Below are 16,008 nucleotides of genomic sequence, written 5' to 3'. Positions count from 1 at the left end.
AGGAACTCCGGGGAACGAGCTAGGCGCCGTCGTTGCCATCACGCAGGGAATGGACCATGCTCCGCAGGATCCGGTACGCGCCTGTCCGCTCAGTCTCGGTCATGCCGGCCAGCATCCTGACCTCGACGGACCGGACCGCAGCGGTCGCCTTCTCGAGACTCCGCCGGCCGCGAGGCGTGAGTCGTGCGGGAAGAACCTTCCCGACGGGTGCCTCCGCGGGCCTGGTCACGTACCCCTCTCGTTCCAGGTTCTGGAGCAGCACGTTCATCGTCTGCCGTGTCACGAACGCGCCCCGCGCGAGCTCGGAGTTCGACAAGCCCGGCCGCTGAGCCAGCAGTTCGAGGCAGGAGTAGTGCGTCACGCTCATCCCGAGTGGCCGCAGCACCTCCTCCATGGCTACGCGGAGGGCGCTCGACGCCTCTTTGAGCAGGTAGCCCAGTGACGTCTCCAGGTCGATACCGGCACCGTCTTGTTTCATGTCAGCATTCTGACATAGGTTCACCTGTGTCAGGAAGCTGACACGACAAGAAGGAGCATCATCATGCCCGTCACCGGCCCCGACTTCATCTCGCTCCAGGTGCGCGACCTCGGCGCTTCGCAGGCGTTCTACGAGCAGTACCTCGGCCTCGTCCGCTCGCAGGCCGGGCCCCCGCACGCCGTCGTCTTCGAGACGAAGCCGATCGCGTTCGCGCTCCGCGACATCGTTCCCGGCACCGATCTCGCATCTGTTGCTCAGCCCGGCATCGGTGCCGCGATCTGGCTGCACGCCACCGACGTCCAGGCCATTCACGACGCTCTCGTCGCCGACGGTCACACCATCGTCTCCGCGCCGATCGACGGGCCCTTCGGCTGGACATTCACCTTCGCCGACCCCGACGGCTACCAGGTCACCCTCCACGACCGCGCCTGACCGGCCTACTGTCGGTCGGGCGGCCGCCGCTTGGGAGTGGTCGGGCCCGGGTCGCCGCCGGGTTCGGGCGTCCTGGCACACCGCCTGCCGCCAACGCGTCCAGCAAGACACCTGCGGGCACCGATGCTGGGGCGGTGACCCGCTCCACGGCGCCCGCAGAGTCCTGCGCACGGTGTCGGCCCGCCCCGGTCAGCCCATCGCGGCGGGCTCCGGAGCAGGGACGGTTCCCTGTGCGGTCCGAGCCGCCGACGGGTCGAAGCGCATGGGCGTGATCTGCTTGACGTCGTAACGGCTCCGCATGCGCTTGACCGCCTCGGGGTCCACCGAGTCACCGGCCGACCAGATCTCCGCGATCTCTTCGAAGTAGTGCTCGTGCTCGGGGGACGGGGAGCTCTGGAACAGCATGCGCACCGGTTTGTCCGTGGCGTTCCTGAAGGCGTGCGGGGTGTTGGGCGGCACGAACATGCTGCTGCCCGCGGGGGCGCGTACGACCCTGTCCCCGTCGACGGACTCCCAGTCGAGCCAGTCATCCGTACGTTCGGCGGGCTCGAACGCCAGCAGTTCCAACTCGCCTTCGAGGATGTAGAAGAACTCCTCCGACTGTTCGTGGAAGTGGCCGCCGGTGTCGAAGCCGGGCGGCACGACCACCTCGAAGATGGAGGCGGAGGAACCCTGCGCCCCCGTGGCCTTGAAGGTCACTTCTTGCGCCTTCGTGACCAGCTTGTGCCCCTCACCCGGCAGGCGAATGAGGTCGCTCATGCGATCAACTCCTTGAGTGGAACCGTAAGAACCGTAAGAACCGTAGTGACCGAAGTAAGGCTACGACCCTTACCTTGAGCGGCGCTCGGGCCGAGGGTGGCGGGGGGCAGTGCGGAGCGGCGTCACGTGCTGGTCATCGGCACCGGACGGGGGAACCGGCGCCTCATCAGCTGGGGTCTGGATTTACTAGGACGTCCAACTATATAGTCGGGAGAGAAGGTCCGCGGTGCAGGGAAGTCGGTGTGAATCCGACACGGTCCCGCCACTGTGACCGGGGAGTTCGCCGTCGAGCAGTACGCCACTGACGCGTTGGATGTCGGGAAGGCGGGCGGCGCGCGCTGATCCGGGAGTCAGGATACCGGCCGCGGAATGTCCGTGTTGTCCACGAGGATGGAGCTGACACGCATGGCACCGGCGCGTATCCACGCCACTGATGATCCGCGGCAACCGGCATTTCACGGTTTTCACGGCTTCCACGGCTTCCACGGCCGGGATTTCTCCCGCCCCGTAACCGCCCCTGTCGGCTGACGGCCCTTCGCCATACGCGCTCTCGCGCGGTCACGTGCACACGAGCCACCGCTCGCCTGTGCCCTGTCTCCGCGCGCCATCCCGGATCACCTGACGAGAGCAGGCATTCATGGTCCGCATGCAAGACCGCGCCGCTGTGCGCGAGTTGACCCACTTCGTCGGCGGCAGGCACACCGAGGGGACCTCGGGGGCCTATGGCGACGTGTACGACCCGAACACCGGCCGGATCCAGGCGCGCGTCCCCCTCGCGAACCGGTCGGAGACCGAGGCGGTCATCGCCGACGCCGTCCGCGCCCAGCGCGAGTGGGGGGAATGGAATCCGCAGCGGCGCGCCCGTGTCCTGCTGAAGTTCCTCACCCTCGTCGACCGGCAGAAGGACACGCTGGCCCGACTCCTGTCGTCCGAGCACGGCAAGACCGTCGCCGACGCGCACGGGGACATCCAACGCGGCCTGGAAGTGGTCGAGTTCGCCGCCGGTATCCCGCACCTCCTCAAGGGAGAGTTCACCGACAACGCGGGCACCGGCATCGACGTCCACTCGCTGCGCTCGCCGCTCGGCGTCGTCGCGGGCATCACGCCCTTCAACTTCCCGGCGATGATTCCGCTGTGGAAGGCCGCGCCCGCGCTCGCCTGCGGCAACGCCTTCATCCTCAAGCCGTCCGAGCGCGACCCGTCCGTCCCGCTGCGGCTGGCCGAACTGTTCCTGGAGGCGGGCTTGCCGCCCGGCGTCCTGAACGTCGTCAACGGCGGCAAGGAAACCGTGGACACCCTCCTTGAGGACCCGCGCGTCCAGGCGCTCGGCTTCGTCGGCTCCACGCCGGTCGCCGCACACATCTACGCCACCGCGGCCGCGCGCGGCAAGCGCGCCCAGTGTTTCGGCGGCGCCAAGAACCACATGATCGTGATGCCGGACGCCGACCTCGACCAGGCCGTGGACGCCCTCATCGGCGCCGGGTACGGCTCGGCGGGGGAGCGCTGCATGGCCATCTCCGTCGCCGTTCCGGTGGGCGAGGACACAGCTGATGCCCTTGTCGCCCGCCTGAAGGAGCGTATCGGCACCCTGCGCATCGGACCCGGCGACGACCCTCAGGCGGACTTCGGCCCCCTGGTCGGCCAGGACGCCGTCGACCGTGTCCGTTCGTACGTCGATCTCGGTGTGAAGGAAGGCGCCGAGCTCGTCGTCGACGGGCGGGACTTCAGGCTGGACGGTCATGAGCAGGGGTTCTTCACCGGGGCCAGCCTCTTCGACCGGGTCACGCCCGGCATGCGGATCTACCAGGAGGAGATCTTCGGACCGGTCCTGTGCGTGGTTCGCGCGGCCGACTACGAAGAGGCACTGCGACTGCCGAGCGAGCACACCTACGGCAACGGCGTCGCGATCTTCACGCGCGACGGCGACACGGCCCGCGACTTCACCCGCCGCGTGAACACCGGCATGGTCGGCGTCAACGTCCCCATCCCGGTTCCGGTCGCCTACCACACCTTCGGCGGCTGGAAGGCGTCCGGTTTCGGTGACCTGAACCAGCACGGCCCGGACGCCATCCGCTTCTACACCCGCACGAAGACGGTCACCTCGCGCTGGCCCGCCGGGCTCCGCGCAGGCGCGAGCTTCACGATCCCGACCATGGAGTGAGCGGCATGACCCACACCATGCTCACAAAGGACCAACAAGCCCTGATCGAGACGGTGTTGGACTTCGCCCAGGACCACATCGCCCCGCACGCGGTGGACTGGGACCGGGACAAGCACTTCCCCGTCGATGTCCTGCGCAAGGCGGCCGGGCTCGGCCTCGGCGGGGTGTATGTCCGGGAGGAGTCCGCAGGGTCCGCCCTCAGCCGCGAGGACGGTGTCCTCGTCTTCGAGGCGCTCGCCTCGGGCTGCCCCTCCATCGCGGGCTATCTGTCCATCCACAACATGGTCGCCTGGATGATCGACCGCTATGGCGACCCCGACCAGCGTGCTGCCTGGCTGCCCCGGCTGTGCGCCATGGACGACCTGGCCAGCTACTGCCTGACCGAGCCCGGCACCGGCTCGGACGCGGCGGCTCTCACCACCAGGGCCGTCCGTGACGGGCAGGACTGGCTGCTCACGGGCGTGAAACAGTTCATCTCCGGAGCCGGCGCGTCCCAGCTCTACGTCGTCATGGCCCGCACAGGAGGCGACGGTGCCGACGGGATCTCCGCCTTCGTGGTCGACAAGGACGACACGGGTGTCTCCTTCGGCCCGAACGAGCAGAAGATGGGCTGGAACGCGCAGCCCACCAGGCAGGTCATCCTGGACGGCGTCCGCGTACCCGGCAACCGGCTCCTGGGGCGGGAAGGCCGGGGGTTCCGCATCGCCATGAACGGCCTCAACGGCGGCCGTCTCGGTATCGCCGCCTGCTCCCTCGGCGGGGCCCGCAGCGCGCTCGACCGCAGCCTGGTCCACCTCGCCGACCGCGAGGCGTTCGGCCGCCGCCTCCTGGACGCCGGGGCGTTGCGCTTCCGCCTGGCCGACATGGCGACCGAACTCGCCGCCGCCCGTGCCCTCGTACGACAGGCGGCGCAAGCCCTCGACCGCGGCGACCCGCAAGCGCCGTACCTGTGCGCCATGGCGAAGAGGTACGCGACGGACACCGGCTACTCCGTGGCCGACCGCGCACTCCAACTGCACGGAGGGTACGGCTATGTGAGCGAGTACGGCATCGAGAAGATCGTCCGCGACCTACGGGTCCATCAGATCCTGGAAGGGACCAACGAGATCATGCGTGTCATCGTCGCCCGCGGTCTGACGGAGGTGTACGGATGACCGGCGACGACCGGCACGTCCTGCTGCGTACCGAAGGCCGCGCCGCCCACATCACCCTCAACCGGCCCCGCGCACTCAACTCCCTCACCCACGCGATGGTGCGCCGTGTCGACGAGGCGCTGACGGCGTGGGAGCACGACGACCGTGTCGAAACCGTCGTCATGAGCGGGGAAGGAGAGCGGGGGCTGTGCGCGGGCGGCGACATCCGCGCCATCCACGACGACGTACGCGATGCGCACGGAACGGCGACCGCCGCGTTCTGGCGCGACGAGTACCACCTCAACGCCCGGATCGCCCGCTACCCGAAACCGTACGTCGCCCTCATGGACGGCATCGTGATGGGAGGCGGCGTCGGCATCTCCGCCCACGGCAGCGTCCGCATCGTCACCGAACGCTCGCGTGTCGCCATGCCGGAGACCGGAATCGGCTTCGTCCCCGACGTGGGCGGCACCTATCTGCTCGCCCTGGCGCCGGGGGAGTGGGGCACGCACCTCGCGCTGACCGGAGCGCCGATCGGCGCGCGCGACTCCCTGCTGTGCGGACTCGCCGACCATCACATGCCGTCCGCCTCGCTCCCCGCCTTCGCCGCGGATCTCTCCCGCATGCCAGTACGAGAGGCACTGCTACGGCACGTACAACAGGAGACGCCACCGGGCGAGTTGGCCGAGCAGCGGCAGTGGATCGACACCTGCTACGCCGCCGACACCGTGGAGGAGATCGTGGGCCGGCTGCTCGGACACGGCGACCCCGCGGCCAAGGAGGCCGCCGAGACGCTGCTCGCCAAGTCGCCCACCGCACTCAAGGTCACACTCGCCGCCCTGCGCCGCGCCCGTCGGCTCGGGTCGCTGGAACGCGTCCTGGACCAGGAGTACCGCGTCTCCTGCGCGGCCCTGACCGCCCCCGACCTGGCGGAGGGCATCCGCGCCCAGGTCATCGACAAGGATCGCGATCCCCGCTGGTCGCCCGCGACGCTCGGCGAGGTCACGGGCGCCGATGTGGACCGGTTCTTCGCACCGCTCGGCGCACGGGAACTGGGCCTCGCCGCGCACGACGACACCACGACGGAGGTGGTCTGGTGAGCAGGACCGTCGCCTTCATCGGGCTCGGCCACATGGGCAGACCGATGGCCGCCAACCTCGTCCGGTCCGGCCACCGGGTACTCGGCCACGACCTCGAACCCGCCGCTGTCGGGAACGCCGTGAAGGCCGGCGTCGAGGCGGTGCCGCGGGCGGCCGACGCCGTCGCTGAGGCGGACATCGTCCTCACCATGCTCCCGGCAGGGCGCCACGTCCTCGGTCTCTACGACGACATCCTCGTCGCGGCCTGCCCCGGCACCCTCTTCGTGGACTGCTCGACCATCGACGTGAGCGACGCCCGCGCAGCCCACGAGCGGGCCCTCGCCGCGGGCATGCGCGCCCTCGACGCACCCGTGTCCGGAGGCGTGGTCGGCGCGGAAGCCGCCACGCTCACCTTCATGGCCGGCGGGGGAGAGGCGGAGTTCGCCGAGGCCCGGCCGCTCCTCGACGCCATGGGTAAGAAGGCCGTGCACTGCGGCGGCGCCGGTGCCGGCCAGGCCGCCAAGATCTGCAACAACATGATCCTGGGCGTCTCCATGATCGCCGTGAGCGAGGCGTTCGTCCTCGCCGAACACCTCGGACTGTCCCACCAGGCCCTGTACGACGTGGCGTCGACGGCGTCCGGACAGTGCTGGGCACTCAGCGTCAACTGCCCGGTGCCGGGGCCGGTTCCCACCAGCCCTGCCAACCGCGACTACCGTCCTGGCTTCGCGGCCGCGCTCATGGCGAAGGACCTCGGCCTGGCCGCCAACGCGATCGAAGGGGGCGGTGTACGTGCCGAACTGGGCCTGAAAGCCGCGGAGGTGTACCAGGCGTACGCCGAACAGGTGGGCGCCTCCGAGGACTTCTCCGGCATCGTCCGCACCATCCGGAGTACCGTCGAAGCCCCTCAGGGAGACCCGACATGAGTACCGAAGCCGGGCAGCACCACGAGACGATCCTCGTCGAACGCACCGGGCGCACCGCCCTGATCACCCTGAACCGTCCGCGGGCACTGAACGCGCTGAACCTCACCGTCATGAAGGAGGTCGTCGCCGCGGCAGAGGAACTCGACCGGGACCCGGAGTGCGGCTGCCTCATCATCACCGGCTCCGCCAAAGCCTTCGCGGCGGGCGCCGACATCAAAGAGATGCAGCCCCGCGACTACATGGACATGTACCTCGCCGACTGGTTCGCGACCTGGGACCGTCTCGGGCAGCTGCGCACCCCGACGGTCGCCGCCGTCGCCGGGTACGCGCTGGGCGGTGGCTGCGAACTGGCGATGCTCTGCGACATTCTGCTCGCCGCCGACACGGCCGTCTTCGGGCAGCCGGAGATCAAGCTCGGCGTGATCCCCGGCATCGGTGGCTCCCAGCGGCTCACCCGTGCCGTCGGCAAGGCGAAAGCCATGGAGCTGTGCCTGACCGGACGCACCATGGACGCCGCCGAGGCGGAGCGCGCCGGGCTGGTCTCCCGCGTCGTCCCCGCCGACGACCTGCTCACCGAAGCGCGAGCCGTCGCGGAGACTGTGGCGAACATGTCACTGCCCGTCGCGATGATGGCGAAGGAATCAGTCGGCCGGGCCTTCGAGACGACCCTCACCGAAGGAGTGCGTTTCGAACGGCGCCTGTTCCACGCCGCCTTCGCGACCGCCGACCAGAAGGAGGGCATGCAGGCGTTCGTCGAGAAACGCCCCGCTGACTTCCGGCACCGCTGACCGGGGGCCGTGCGCGGGTGTCATTGGCGTACTCAATGCCCGGCGACCCGACTGCGGCCGGATCATCCTGAAGGCGTACGCGTACAGGCGCATGCGTACAGGGCGCGGAACAGACCGCCAATCTGCTCCGCGCCCCCACCGAGCAGCCCGCGGACCCCTCATCCCGGGTGCCTTGACCCCCATCACTCATCGGGCATCACTCATCGGCGGCCCGAGTCACGGCCCCTCCGCCCGACGCAGGGCCAGGGCGGTGCGGGCGGTGACGAGGGTTCGAAGCACCCCCAGAAGGACCCCGAGCGCGCCTACCGTGACCAGCAGCCGCCCGGCATCGGGCACGAACAGCAGCACCTCACGTAGCGTCGCGCCCATCTGCTCGGGCAGGACGAAGCAGGCGAGACCCGCCACCGACAGACAGCCGGTGACCGCCGCGCCGCCGCCGACCACCACGCGGCGCAGCGCGCGCCGCCGACCGTTGCGGAGCCGAGTGCGCGGACGCACCACCCGGCGGACCGACCATCCGGCGGCGATGGCGAGGACGGCGATGACCGTCCCGAGCGCGGCAAGCGTCCAGGTCAGCCACCCGTCGGCGTCCACTTGTCGGGGCGCGCCGCCGAGCAGGATGGCGGCTGCACCGAACGCGGTGTTGTTGAGCAGGTTGTCCTTGTTCATCGCGAAGGCGTTGTGCTGGGCGACGACGGCGAGGTTCCGCTCCGGGACGAGGACCACGATGCTGTGATAGCCGGGCGTGGCACCGGAATGCCAGATCATGCGCACACTCGGACCCTCCAGCATGTCATCCCGCCAGCCCAGACCGTATCGGTGGCGGTCATGGACGGAGAGGGTCCCCTTGTGCATCTCACGGAAGCCCTCAGGGGACAGCATGCCTCCTGAGTCGCCGCGTGCGCCTTTGAGCTGGGCGATTGCGAAGGAGCTCATGTCATCGAGGCTCGCGCCGAGATAGCCGTAAGGCACACCTGATGTGTCGAAGTCCGAGGCGAATGAGCGGGGTTGGCCGAAGAAGAACCGATGACCCGGCGGCAGGCTGCGCCGCTCGGCCTCCCCGGAGTCCGTGATGGCTCCCTTCATTCCCAACGGCTTCAGAACGTCTTCGCGCAGCTGCTCGCCGAACGGCCGCCTGGTGACGTTCTCCAAAAGGGCGCCGAGCAGCATGTAGTTGGCGTTGCTGTACGCGTGCCGCTCGCCGGGCGGGGCGGACAAGGTGACGCCGGCCAGTTCTCGGGCAAGGCGCTGGACGCCGCCCGGCTCGTTGTCGAAACGGTCCGCGCGTGTGATGCCGTCCCGCTCCGACAGGCCGCTCGACTGGTTGAGCAACTGCCTTACGGTGACAGGCCGTTCACCCTCGCCCTTGGGGTGGAACCACGGCAGGTGTCGCCGTACGGGCTCATCCAGCCTGACCGTGCCCGCCTCGACCTGTCGCATCACGGCGAGTGCGGTGACCGGCTTGGCCAGGGAGCCGACGAGGAAGGGGGTGCGCGAGGTGACCGGCTCGCCGCGACCGTCGCGGCCCCATGTGCCGCGGTGCGCGACCTCGTCCCCGCGGATGACGGAGTAGGCGAGGCCGGGCACGCCGGCCCGCTGCATCTGCTCGCGCACGAAGGAGTCGGCCTGCGCCCGTAACTCCCCTGCCGCGGCGGGCTGCATGGCAGCGGCGGGCTCCACGGCAGCGGCGGTGAGAGGTGTGAACGCCATCAGGAGCGTCAGGCACACCACGCCGATCCCTCGTAACCACTTCGATCCCGACCGCGAGGATGTCGTCGTCCGCGCATCACGCATCGCTTGTCCCACCCCTTGCTCACGAGCAGGGCGGTGTGCCCTGGGAGTCATAACCGTATGTGCATACGGTTATAGATGGCAATACGGCGGTACGGTTACTCCATGCCACGCGTCGCCGATCACGAAGAACGCCGCCAGCAGGTCGCCGCCGCTGCGGGCAAACTCATCGCCACCGAAGGGCTGAAGGCGGCAACAGTCGCCAGGACAGCCGCCGAAGCCGGGATCTCGGTCGGCCTCGTCCAGCACTACTTCCGCACCAAGGACGAGATGCTGCTCTTCACCTACCGCCACGTCCTGGAATCGGTCGAGCACAGGCTCGCCGAACTCGTCGTCCGGTCGGAGAAGGCGGGCGCGCGCATCGAGCACACCCTTCTCCACGGACTGGCCGAGACGATGCCGCTGGATGCGCAACGCCGCCAGGAGTGCCGCATCGGCCTCGCCTTCACCGGCCGTGCCGTCGACGAACCGGCCCTCGCCGAGGCCAAGGCGGGCGCCCTGCGACGGCTGCGCTCCCTGATCGCGACAGCGGTCACCAACGCCAAGGAGTGCGGCGAAGTACCTGCCGCGACGGATGCCACCATCGCCGCGGCCCGCATCGCCGCGTACGCCGACGGGCTCACCGCGCATCTGTGCGCGGACCCGGACGGACTGCACCCCGACGACGCACGTGCCGCTCTCCGCGACCACCTTGCCGGAGTGTTCACGGGCATGTGCCGACTGCGGGAAACGGCCCCGGGTGACTGACCCCGTCCGAGCGGTGGATCGGAGGTCCGGGCCGAAGCCGGTTTATCGCGCCAGGTCCCTCACGACCTAGGGCCCGCCCCTACTCTGCGCACACCTCCGCGAACACCTCGCCGATCTGCTGGAAGTCATCGCGCGTGAGGTAGCCGTCGCCAGTGCGGTCGAACCAGGTGAACAGGAAGGTGAACTTCTGCTCAGTGCTGTTCCGCGCCATGGCGGTCTCCTATGCGAGGCGGCCGAAGATGTGGTTGGCCGGTGAGTCGAGATCGTCGCCGTAGAAGAACTCGGAGACGGCTTTGTGGTACTCGCTTCGCGACAGGGCGCCGGAGGCGTCGAGGTCGAGCGCGTTGAACACCGCGGCGCACTCGTCGTCGGCGGCCCGTCCCGTGCTTCCGAAGATGTGGGTGAACTCGGTGCGGCTGATCGCACCGTCGCCGTCGCTGTCGGCCAGGTCGAAGAAGCGGTCGGCGACCGGCGCGAGCTCCTCGGGGTAGTGGGTGCGATCGGTGAAGGTGGCGGCGAACGCCTGCGTGACCTCCGCCGAGGTCACCCTGTCGTCCTTGTCGGCGTCGGCGGGGGCTATCACGGACTCCCAGAAGCTGTGCATGGTCTCGTACATCTGCCGTGCCTGCGGGGAGTCGGGGAGAAGGCCCCTGGCCTGGACGTAGCGCCCGCTCATCTCGACGACGTCCTGCCGCGTGATCGCGCCGTCGCCGTCGACGTCCGCGGCGCGGAACCACCGCTCGTACTTGCGTGTGCGCAGCTCACTCATAGGCGCACGGTAAATCCGCGTCAGCGGTCCGACCATGCCTGTTCCCGGCCGTCGGCGTGACGAGGAGGAGCCGCCGCTCGATCAGCCCCACGTCATGTTGATCTCACGCTCGAAGTTGATGTAGCCGGCGCGTCGAAAGGCGTTCGCCATCGGGGTGTTGCCGAGGTCCGTGGACGCACGGATGCGGGGAACGTGCTGTCCGGCGAGGACTCGGGTGCCCTCGGCGAGGATGTCGTCGATGTAGCCGTTGCCGCGGTGGGAGGGCAGGACAGCGACGTAGGCGATGACCGGGTTGCAGTCGTTGTGGGCGGGGATGACGAACCCCACTGGCTCTCCATGGGGGAGTGTTGCGATGCGCCACCAGTCCCGCGGGCTCGCGTAACGGGCCAGTTCGTCCTCGTAGTGCCGGACGGCCGCTTCGTGCGCGGACATCCGGGCCAGTTCGGCACGGCCATGCGCGTCCAACGTCCCTTGAAGAACCGAGGCCATCAGAGCCACGAGTTCCTCGCCGTCGTGGACCGGCCGGAAGGCAAGGCGCCTGCTGGGCTCGGGCACCGGGCTCGGAGGATGCCATTCCAGGCGCAGCCGTTCGACGAAGAGCCGGGCACCGGTCCGCTCCAGTACCGTCATGCGGTCTCGGACGGCTTGTCCGGCTGCCGCGTTCTCACGCCAGTCCGGCGGGACGAAACGGCTGTACTCAGGGCGACGCGCCCCGTCCGGAAGGGCGGCCGCCATCGCGGTGCGCAGCAGGTGCACTCCGATGTCCACGTGATCGGAGCCCGAGGGGCTGTCCTCGATGTCGACGATGTCCAGGACGAGTGGCGGGTCGTCGGCGGATCGGCTCCACCAGGCTGCCCTGGCCAGCAGACGGTCGCCGCGCAGGGCGACCCACATCCATTCCGGACGTCGGCGGCCGGCGGCAAGGTCGCCCGCCAACTCCTCGTCGAGGACGTAGGGCAGTTGGGAGAAGAGGTCGAGTTCTTCGCGGCCGGTGATCGCACGTATGGTCAGGGCGTTCTTCCTCATCCTTCAATCCCGGTCATCGCCGTTCTCCGGCCACGCCGCAGCTCGGTCAAGTTCCCGTCACTCGGTCACTCGGTCACTCGGTCACTCACTCACTCATCGGGAGTCGCCGTTCCGTCGGCGGTTCACCAGGCCGTTCAGCAACGTGGCCGCGGTCGTCGAGTCGTCGACGGTGACCACGTATTCGCGTCCCCCCACCGTGCGGACCGAGAGCGCCTCCCCGGAACGCAGCACCACGCCCCGCCGGTTCGGACGTATCCGGTAGCCCCAGCCGCCAAAGTCTCCCATGGCGTTGACCTGGACGGTGGCTGCACCGACGATCCTGCGGAGTGGCAGGGCCGTGAGCCGGGGCCGGGGCAGGAACGTCGAGGATACGGTCAGTCCGCGCCGGTCGACGGTGACTCGGACACCGGCGAACGGTACGCAGGTCAGGCCGAGGACGAGCGGCAGCAGTCCTGCCTGCCAGGGGCCGAACACCACGGCGAACAGCCCACTGAGCGTCACGGCACCGGCAGTGAGCAACAGTGCGCGGGACCTCACGGTGCGGCTCCAGGCCGCAACCTCACCCTCGGCCAGCGGCAGCGCGGGGGAGGGACGCACGGGCTCGGGCCGCGGCGCGCCGCCCGTCAGCCACCAGGCCAGTGTGCCGATGGTCCCGCCCGCGAGCAGCAGCACGGCCATGTGCCACATCGGCAGTTGTACTTCGGCCGGGTCGTGGACGTCCGTGTTGACAAGGACGGTGAGGACCAAGGGGTAGCCGATGGTGACCGCTGTGCCGGCGCCGACCGCGGCGGTCAGCCTGGCCCCCGGACTCTCCTTGGAGACCAGGGTCAGCACCATGAACAGCAGCCCCAGAGCAACGAGCAGGCCACCGCCGAACCACAGCGCGGCGGTCCGGCCCATGAAGCCGTCAGCTCCGCCATCATCGGAGAAGTGGGTGGCGATCCGCCCCGGCAACCGGTCGTAGCGCGCCAGGAAGACACCGACGTAGGCGGCGGCAGCGATACCGAACGGAACGGCCGACAGGACGCACCTGCGCATCACGGTCATTCGACTGCCCTCCTCGCGTCCAACCTTACTCAAGGTCCTTCGACACCCAGAGGCATCAGAAGCAGGCACTCACCACGGGTTGTTGACCAGAGCGGGTGCGAGTTCGCGCCACTCCTGTCGCGGCAGTTCGGCCGCAGCAGAGGTCAGTACTTGCAGGCACACGTGACTGGCCCCCGCTTGGAGGTGCTGCTGAACGCGTCGACGGATCGCCTCCGTGTCTCCATAGGCGACGATCGCATCCACCAGCCGGCGGCTCGGTCCGCCGACGATGTCCTCGTCCCCGAAGCCGAGCCGACGCACGTTCGCCACCTGGTGCGGCGCTGCTGCGAGATATCCGGCGACATGTGCCGTGGCCACTTCCCGGCCCCGACCGAGGTCATGGTCGAGCACGACGGCCTGCTCGACACCGAGGAACGCGTCCGGACCCATGATCTGTCGTGCCTTCACGGTGTGTTCGACGGGCACGAAATACGTGTGCGCGCCCCAGGTGCGTTCGGCGGCCAACTTCAGCATCTTCGGCCCCAGGGCGGCCAGTAGGCGGCGCGGGGCCGGCTCCGGTACCGGGCTGTGGGCGGGGGACGCGTCCATGGCTTCCAGGTACGAGCGCATCGTGGTGACCGCCCTGCCGCGGGTCGGAACGGGGTAGCCGTCCACCTCGTGAACGGTGTCATCGACGCGGTGTCCGCCCAGGCCGAGTACGTAGCGCCCGGGGAAGGCCTCACTCAGCGTCCGCGTCGCGGCAGCGGTGGCAATCGGTTCGCGGAAGGCGATGTTGGCGATGCCGGACGCGACGACGATACGACGGGTCGCTGACAGCAGGAGCCATGCCTGACCCACCGTGTCTCGGCCGAAGCCCTCTCCGTACCAAAGGGCGCCGTAGCCCAACTCCTCGATCTCCGCAGCGGATTCCCGCACACGGCCGGCGGGCTGCTGGTCATAGGCAAAGGTCCAGATTCCGACTCGGCCGAGCGTTGCCGATGGGGCGTTCGTCATGGGTACTCCTCGGTAAGACGGGACGTTCCGGAGAGGTTCTCCGGTTGAGGTCCGCTACGATACGGAGAACTTCTCCGCTTGGGTATCCCCCCAAGGCACCTGAAGGGCAGGACGGATGACAACCGGACGCGGTGGCGCCGCTCAAACGCCGAGGCGCACGAAGCCAACGGAGCGCACGGGGCGCACGGGGCGTGCGGGGCGTGCGGGGCGTGCGGAGCGCACGGACGCGCTCCGCAACCGGGAACATCTGCTGATCGCCGCGTATGAGGTGTTCACCGAATCCGGCCCCGCGGCGTCCCTCAACGAGATCGCCCGCCGGGCCGGCGTGGGCCCAGGAACCCTGTACCGGCACTTCCCGAACCGCCAGACCCTGCTGACCGCCGTACTCAGGGACCGGATTCAGGCCCTGTGCGCGCATGCAGAGGAGCTGCGCACCTCGGACTCCGCCGACGACGCCCTGGCCGAATGGCTTGATGCGTTCCTGGCTCATGCCCGCGCCAACCACGGCATGGGCAGCGCGCTGATGATCAACGAGCCCGGCACGCCGGACCTGGACTGTCATCGGCTGATCCTGGACGCGGCAGCCGGTCTGCTCACCCGGGCGCAGTATCAGGGAACCGCTCGCGCCGACGTGACCGCCGACGACCTGACCCAACTCATCACGGGCATTGCCCTGTCCACGGCCCGCGACGAAGACGCCGGATCGGCCAGGCGGTTGCTGGCTCTCATGCTCGACGCCGTGCACGCGGCGCCGCGCTGAACGGCTGTCACGCCGGACCATGGCGGGTCTTGTTGGTGCCGGGGCGTAGCGGAGACGCCAGGGCGTAACGGGGAAGCTAGCCTCCCGAGTACTGCGCGCGGGCACGGGGCGGCGCCCCGGGCCTTGCCGACTACTCGGCGACCAAGTCAGGGGTCGAGAGGTACACCATGGGGGTCGCACGGGACCTCGGGCGGCCCCGGAACATCACGGCCAATGTTGGGGAGGCCGGACTGATGGAGGGAGGCGTGGAAGGGCCAGGCCCCGAGACCCTCAAGGCCCTGGTCGGCTCGCTGTCCTTGCAGCGCATGGGTCGCCCCGAAGAATCGCCGCGGCGATCGCCTTTCTGGCGAGCCCCGCCGCGTCGTACGTCACGGGCGCGGTGCTGGACGCCCACGGTGGCTACAACGCCTGAACCGGAAAGCTCTGCCGCGCGCCCCGGAGGGCATCGCGTCCTCGGGGTGCGCACCGCCGACGACCGCAGACCTGCGCCCTGCCCCAGCCCCACCAGGCCGAACGAACGCCTCGCGGTCTGCTGGGAACGACGTATCGAACTCCCCGGCACCTGCGTCCCGTTGGCCTGGGTCTCGGTGTCTTGCGACCTCATCTGCTGGGCGCGCCTCAACACACCCTGACTCTCAGCGGCCTCCGCCCTCACACAGTTGACCGGTCTGGGGAGGGGCAGCAGAGGGCTGCGAGGCAGGAGTGCACGCCGCTTCCTGGGCCGCCATCACTTCGTCGCCGTACTCGAAGGCCCATGCGCCGAAGGCGTCAATGGGTGCCAACAGGGTCTGGCCCAGCTCGGTGAGTCGGTACTCGACCCGTGACGCGTCGGTAGGCGCGTGCCGGTCGACCAGGCCGTTGAACTGCAGCCGCCGCAAGGTCTCGGTGAGGACTTTGGAGCTGATGCCTCCGATCCGCTCCCGTAGTTCGACCGGGCGCATGGGGCCGTCCCGCAGCGCCCAGAGCACCACGGCGTTCCAGGTGTTGGAGAGCAGGTCGAAGGCGAGGCGGGCGCGGCAGTCGGCGAGGAAGTTGTCGGTTGTCACGTACCAAATGGTGCCTGACAGGCGCTCTAGCGTCGGTTCGAACGGTGAAGCAGACGCCGTTGTTGTTGCAGGT

18 protein-coding genes and 1 riboswitch are annotated in these 16,008 nt (G+C 69.2%); of the genes, 9 read left to right on the top strand and 9 right to left on the bottom strand.

The window, feature by feature from the left end; translation table 11 throughout:
• Positions 1 to 19: 19 nt before the first annotated feature.
• A complete protein-coding gene (locus tag AB0N81_RS31320; protein ID WP_365364239.1) occupies positions 20 to 478 on the bottom strand; it encodes a MarR family transcriptional regulator in 459 nt (152 codons plus the stop codon).
• 63 nt (positions 479 to 541) lie between these two features.
• On the opposite strand from AB0N81_RS31320, the gene AB0N81_RS31315 reads away from it, so the two are divergent.
• The gene (locus tag AB0N81_RS31315; protein WP_365364237.1) at positions 542 to 910 is read left to right on the top strand and encodes a VOC family protein; all 369 of its coding nucleotides are present in this window, start codon (positions 542 to 544) and stop codon (positions 908 to 910) included.
• 189 nt (positions 911 to 1,099) lie between these two features.
• Here the strand turns inward: AB0N81_RS31315 and AB0N81_RS31310 are convergent, their stop codons facing one another.
• Positions 1,100 to 1,669, bottom strand: a complete 570-nt coding sequence (locus tag AB0N81_RS31310; protein ID WP_365364235.1) for a cupin domain-containing protein — start codon at positions 1,667 to 1,669, stop codon at positions 1,100 to 1,102.
• Between the two features lie 187 nt (positions 1,670 to 1,856).
• A riboswitch (cobalamin riboswitch) is annotated at positions 1,857 to 2,051 on the top strand.
• Between the two features lie 255 nt (positions 2,052 to 2,306).
• Here AB0N81_RS31310 and AB0N81_RS31305 point away from each other — a divergent pair.
• From AB0N81_RS31305 to AB0N81_RS31285, 5 genes are read left to right on the top strand one after another with little or no spacing between them, the layout of a single operon-like run.
• Complete coding sequence (locus tag AB0N81_RS31305; protein WP_365364233.1) at positions 2,307 to 3,830, top strand: CoA-acylating methylmalonate-semialdehyde dehydrogenase; 1,524 nt, start codon at positions 2,307 to 2,309, stop codon at positions 3,828 to 3,830.
• 5 nt (positions 3,831 to 3,835) lie between these two features.
• On the top strand, positions 3,836 to 4,984 hold the full coding sequence (locus AB0N81_RS31300) for an acyl-CoA dehydrogenase family protein (RefSeq protein WP_365364231.1): 1,149 nt from the start codon (positions 3,836 to 3,838) through the stop codon (positions 4,982 to 4,984).
• Entirely contained in the window at positions 4,981 to 6,063 is a 1,083-nt protein-coding gene (locus AB0N81_RS31295; RefSeq protein ID WP_365364229.1) for an enoyl-CoA hydratase/isomerase family protein, read from the top strand. Before AB0N81_RS31300 ends, AB0N81_RS31295 begins: the two co-directional genes overlap by 4 nt.
• On the top strand, positions 6,060 to 6,968 hold the full coding sequence (mmsB, locus tag AB0N81_RS31290) for a 3-hydroxyisobutyrate dehydrogenase (RefSeq protein WP_365364227.1): 909 nt from the start codon (positions 6,060 to 6,062) through the stop codon (positions 6,966 to 6,968). Before AB0N81_RS31295 ends, mmsB begins: the two co-directional genes overlap by 4 nt.
• Positions 6,965 to 7,756 (top strand): enoyl-CoA hydratase, encoded by a 792-nt coding sequence (locus tag AB0N81_RS31285; RefSeq protein ID WP_365364225.1) that lies wholly within the window; start codon positions 6,965 to 6,967, stop codon positions 7,754 to 7,756. Before mmsB ends, AB0N81_RS31285 begins: the two co-directional genes overlap by 4 nt.
• Positions 7,757 to 7,972: 216 nt before the next feature.
• Here AB0N81_RS31285 and AB0N81_RS31280 read toward each other — a convergent pair whose 3' ends face one another.
• Entirely contained in the window at positions 7,973 to 9,466 is a 1,494-nt protein-coding gene (locus AB0N81_RS31280) for a serine hydrolase domain-containing protein (RefSeq protein ID WP_365364223.1), read from the bottom strand.
• Positions 9,467 to 9,652: 186 nt separating this feature from the next.
• Here AB0N81_RS31280 and AB0N81_RS31275 point away from each other — a divergent pair, with 186 nt between their 5' ends.
• Positions 9,653 to 10,294: a TetR/AcrR family transcriptional regulator gene (locus AB0N81_RS31275; protein ID WP_365364221.1), complete on the top strand. Its 642-nt coding sequence runs from the start codon at positions 9,653 to 9,655 to the stop codon at positions 10,292 to 10,294.
• A 79-nt stretch (positions 10,295 to 10,373) separates the two neighbouring features.
• On the opposite strand, the gene AB0N81_RS31270 is transcribed toward AB0N81_RS31275, so the two are convergent.
• The 5 genes from AB0N81_RS31270 to AB0N81_RS31250 form a co-directional block, all read right to left on the bottom strand.
• Positions 10,374 to 10,505 (bottom strand): hypothetical protein, encoded by a 132-nt coding sequence (locus tag AB0N81_RS31270; protein ID WP_365364219.1) that lies wholly within the window; start codon positions 10,503 to 10,505, stop codon positions 10,374 to 10,376.
• Between the two features lie 9 nt (positions 10,506 to 10,514).
• A complete protein-coding gene (locus tag AB0N81_RS31265) occupies positions 10,515 to 11,063 on the bottom strand; it encodes an EF-hand domain-containing protein (RefSeq protein ID WP_365364217.1) in 549 nt (182 codons plus the stop codon).
• 81 nt (positions 11,064 to 11,144) lie between these two features.
• The gene (locus tag AB0N81_RS31260; protein ID WP_365364215.1) at positions 11,145 to 12,089 is read right to left on the bottom strand and encodes a GNAT family N-acetyltransferase; all 945 of its coding nucleotides are present in this window, start codon (positions 12,087 to 12,089) and stop codon (positions 11,145 to 11,147) included.
• Between the two features lie 93 nt (positions 12,090 to 12,182).
• Positions 12,183 to 13,136, bottom strand: a complete 954-nt coding sequence (locus tag AB0N81_RS31255; RefSeq protein WP_365364213.1) for a DUF1648 domain-containing protein — start codon at positions 13,134 to 13,136, stop codon at positions 12,183 to 12,185.
• A gap of 69 nt (positions 13,137 to 13,205) precedes the next feature.
• Entirely contained in the window at positions 13,206 to 14,129 is a 924-nt protein-coding gene (locus AB0N81_RS31250) for a TIGR03620 family F420-dependent LLM class oxidoreductase (RefSeq protein WP_365364211.1), read from the bottom strand.
• A 115-nt stretch (positions 14,130 to 14,244) separates the two neighbouring features.
• Here AB0N81_RS31250 and AB0N81_RS31245 point away from each other — a divergent pair, with 115 nt between their 5' ends.
• Both AB0N81_RS31245 and AB0N81_RS31240 read left to right on the top strand, forming a co-directional pair.
• Entirely contained in the window at positions 14,245 to 14,889 is a 645-nt protein-coding gene (locus AB0N81_RS31245; protein ID WP_365364209.1) for a TetR family transcriptional regulator, read from the top strand.
• A gap of 91 nt (positions 14,890 to 14,980) precedes the next feature.
• Positions 14,981 to 15,301 (top strand): SDR family oxidoreductase, encoded by a 321-nt coding sequence (locus tag AB0N81_RS31240; RefSeq protein WP_365364369.1) that lies wholly within the window; start codon positions 14,981 to 14,983, stop codon positions 15,299 to 15,301.
• Positions 15,302 to 15,524: 223 nt separating this feature from the next.
• On the opposite strand, the gene AB0N81_RS31235 is transcribed toward AB0N81_RS31240, so the two are convergent.
• Positions 15,525 to 15,935 (bottom strand): helix-turn-helix domain-containing protein, encoded by a 411-nt coding sequence (locus AB0N81_RS31235; protein ID WP_365364207.1) that lies wholly within the window; start codon positions 15,933 to 15,935, stop codon positions 15,525 to 15,527.
• Positions 15,936 to 16,008 lie beyond the last annotated feature (73 nt).

It is taken from the genome of Streptomyces sp. NPDC093510, assembly GCF_040683555.1.
Lineage (GTDB): Bacteria > Actinomycetota > Actinomycetes > Streptomycetales > Streptomycetaceae > Streptomyces.
The sequence above is the reverse complement of the archived record's forward strand: the minus strand, read 5'-3'. Positions and strand labels throughout refer to the sequence as shown.